The 2,983-nt window shown below is 43.1% G+C and carries 3 protein-coding genes; all 3 read left to right on the top strand.

From position 1 onward, the window contains the following. Positions 1-221 precede the first annotated feature (221 nt). The 3 genes from AC1P5O_RS16325 to AC1P5O_RS16315 all read left to right on the top strand — a co-directional run bounded on the left by AC1P5O_RS16325 (position 222) and on the right by AC1P5O_RS16315 (position 2,707). Complete coding sequence (locus AC1P5O_RS16325) at positions 222-1,436, top strand: MFS transporter (RefSeq protein WP_005104600.1); 1,215 nt, start codon at positions 222-224, stop codon at positions 1,434-1,436. After that, positions 1,429-1,563 (top strand): hypothetical protein, encoded by a 135-nt coding sequence (locus AC1P5O_RS16320; RefSeq protein ID WP_005104601.1) that lies wholly within the window; start codon positions 1,429-1,431, stop codon positions 1,561-1,563. The genes AC1P5O_RS16325 and AC1P5O_RS16320 overlap by 8 nt, the downstream gene beginning before the upstream one ends. Positions 1,564-1,741: 178 nt before the next feature. Continuing rightward, a complete protein-coding gene (locus AC1P5O_RS16315; RefSeq protein WP_004279669.1) occupies positions 1,742-2,707 on the top strand; it encodes a TauD/TfdA dioxygenase family protein in 966 nt (321 codons plus the stop codon). Positions 2,708-2,983: the final 276 nt, after the last annotated feature.

Raw genomic sequence — 2,983 nt, 5'->3', positions numbered from 1 at the left:
AGAGGAATAGCAACACGATATGATAAGCTAAAGTGTAGCTATGAGGGGGCAGTTGCATTAGCTTGTATATTTATTTGGCTACCTTTATCGGGTAAATTCTATACTTGAAATGTCAACAGACCCTAATAAAAAAAATTTATCTTTTGATCAATATTTATTTAATCGCCTCTATTGCTTGAATCGAATACTATACATATCAAATTTATAGGCATGAATGACGTATGGCTGACAGTCAATTTTCCAAAGCTCTTATTTTTATGCTGATTGGCTCCGCCATCATTTTGGCACTGTCACTGGGTGTACGTCATGCCTTTGGCCTGTATCTGGTACCGATGAGCGAAGAATTCGGTTGGGGTCATAATGTTTTTAGCCTGGCTATTGCCATGCAAAACCTGATCTGGGGTGCAGTTCAGCCAATTACCGGGGCATTTGCCGATAAATATGGCAGCAAGATTGTGGTAGCTGTAGGCGGAGCCTTATATGCAATTGGTCTACTCTTGATGGCAGTTAGCTCGACCGGATTATTGCTTAATCTGAGTGTCGGCCTGATTCTGGGTCTCGCCCTGTCAGCTACGTCATTTCCGGTGTTATTGTCTGCAGTTGGACGTGCTGCCCCACCAGAAAAGCGCAGTTTGGCGATGGGAATTGCTAGTGCGGCCGGATCTTTTGGTCAGTTTATCATGCTGCCTTCAACCCTGTTGCTATTACAGAATGTCGGCTGGTCAGCGGCGCTGGTGGTCAGTGCCATTTTAATTGCATTGATTGTGCCATTGGCCTGGATGCTGAAAGCACCGATGTATGTTCATCCCAACGCGGCCGCTACCCCCAATAAAGTCTCACTCAATTTTAAACAGATTCTGGTGGTGGTGAAAAATCATAAACCCTTCTGGTTTCTGGCTATGGGCTTTTTTGTTTGTGGTTTTCAGGTAGTTTTTATTGGCATTCACCTGCCTGGCTATCTGATTGATCATGGGTTTAATGCCACAACCGGTACGATCTTCTTAGCCTTAGTGGGTCTGTTTAATGTGGTAGGCACCTATACGGCCGGCTGGCTGGGTGGCAAATACTTCAAACCGCATCTACTGATGGGATTATATGCATTGCGTGGAATTGCGATTATTGCCTTTCTCATGCTGCCTCTCAGCACATGGACAGTCTATAGCTTTGGTGTCATTATGGGGTTACTCTGGTTATCGACCGTTCCGCTGACCAATGGCATTGTGGCGAATATGTTCGGGGTGAAATATCTGACCATGCTCAGTGGCATCGTGTTCTTTACCCATCAGGTTGGCTCATTTTTTGGTGGCTGGCTCGGTGGAGTTAACCATGATTTGAGTGGCAATTATAATGCGGTGTGGATGCTATCCATTGTCCTCAGCATTTTTGGCGTACTGGTGCATTTCTGGGTCAATGAGGAGCAAATCGTCCATGACTGATTCTCTATTGAAACTCAAACTCTTGATTGCTGTGGCAATCCTGCTTTTACTGGCTTTGTCGATTGGACTGTGGTTTCAAACACCTCAGTTATTTGAATATTTTAATCAGGCTTTTTGCGCACACTAAACTGCTGAAATATCCTCAGCAGAAAATGCGCAATCCATCGCACAATAAGTTAAATGTTTCAAAATCAACTAAATATTAAAAATATCAGATTATTCATAAACTTATCATTTCTTTTGATTTTATTTCAGTCCGGAATTTTCTTAGATTCTCATCAACAAGAAAATTCTGAGACTTTATAATGACCAGCTTAACCCAACTTTCACAAGCCATTCATGATGCTCCACGCTGGCATCAGCAAGATCAATTTCAACATCCGGCTGAAATCAAGATTGTACCGCAAACAGATCAGGCCTTAGGCGCAGTGGTCTTTGGTCTGGATGCCCGTAAAGCCCAGTCATCTGAAACCATTTTACAGTTAAAACAGGCTCTGGCCGAGCATCTGATTTTGATCTTTAAGCAGCAAAGTCTGGATGATTTACAATACTTGGCATTTTCAACTTATTTCGGTTCCATTTTCCGCCCAGGTGCAGATACCCCGGTATTGGCTGCGCAGTCCGATAGCGGTGTTCCACCCGATGTCGTGCCGGTTTCCAATGCCGTCGGTCAGGGAGACTATACCGGGCATGGTGAACTGACTCCACATACCGATCATCAATGGACACCTTTACCCTCTTTTGCTTCCTTATTGTATGCGATTGAACTGCCTCAGAACGGTGGACAGACCAGCTGGATCAATACCATTAAAGCCTATGATGCACTCAATAAAGAAACCAAAGCACAGATTGATCAGCTGCAACTGATTACTTATAACCCTTTCGTGCGCCGTCAAAAAACCAGAGATCAGGCTGATGATCAAGGTTATGGCAATAGCCCGCTGTATCGCTTTAAAGATCAGCCCATATTAAGTCATGCCTATCCACATCCACTGGTGCGCACTCATCCTGAATCCGGTCGTAAAGCACTTTGGCTGAATACGCATACCGAAGTCGAACTGGTCAATTATGATGATCAGGCTGGCAGTCAACTGATCGCAAAATTACGTGAGCATATTTCAAAACCTGAGTTCGCTTATGAACATCACTGGGAAATTGGCGATATCGTGTTCTGGGATAATCAGGTGACTTTGCACTCACGCCGTCCATTCCCGGCTGATCAGCGCCGTTTATTAAAACGCATCAGTCTGGCGGGTAGCCGTCCGTTTTAGAAATGAGAAAATCAGAATAACAAGAAAGGTCATTACAACCTTCGATAATAATGACTCACATGTAAATCCTCTACCATTGAGACTTTGACCGGCCCAATGGTTTTTTATTTTCTCGAATAATAAAACTATCTAACTCTGAATATAAGTATAGATAACCTGAGTTCGACATAAAAAATAAATAAAAAAAAGCCTTAGCATCTGTAATATCTTGGTTACGAAGACAAAACATTTCAGAGCAAGGCTTTTTCATGGACTATATTACCGAATTATTTTGTA

The organism is Prolinoborus fasciculus (genome assembly GCF_056724605.1).
The sequence above is the reverse complement of the archived record's forward strand: the minus strand, read 5'-3'. Positions and strand labels throughout refer to the sequence as shown.

Coding starts and splice junctions, on each gene's coding strand:
- AC1P5O_RS16325 (WP_005104600.1), top strand. CDS start 222: ATGGCTGACAGTCAATTTTCCAAAGCTCTTATTTTTATGCTGATTGGC.
- AC1P5O_RS16320 (WP_005104601.1), top strand. CDS start 1,429: ATGACTGATTCTCTATTGAAACTCAAACTCTTGATTGCTGTGGCAATC.
- AC1P5O_RS16315 (WP_004279669.1), top strand. CDS start 1,742: ATGACCAGCTTAACCCAACTTTCACAAGCCATTCATGATGCTCCACGC.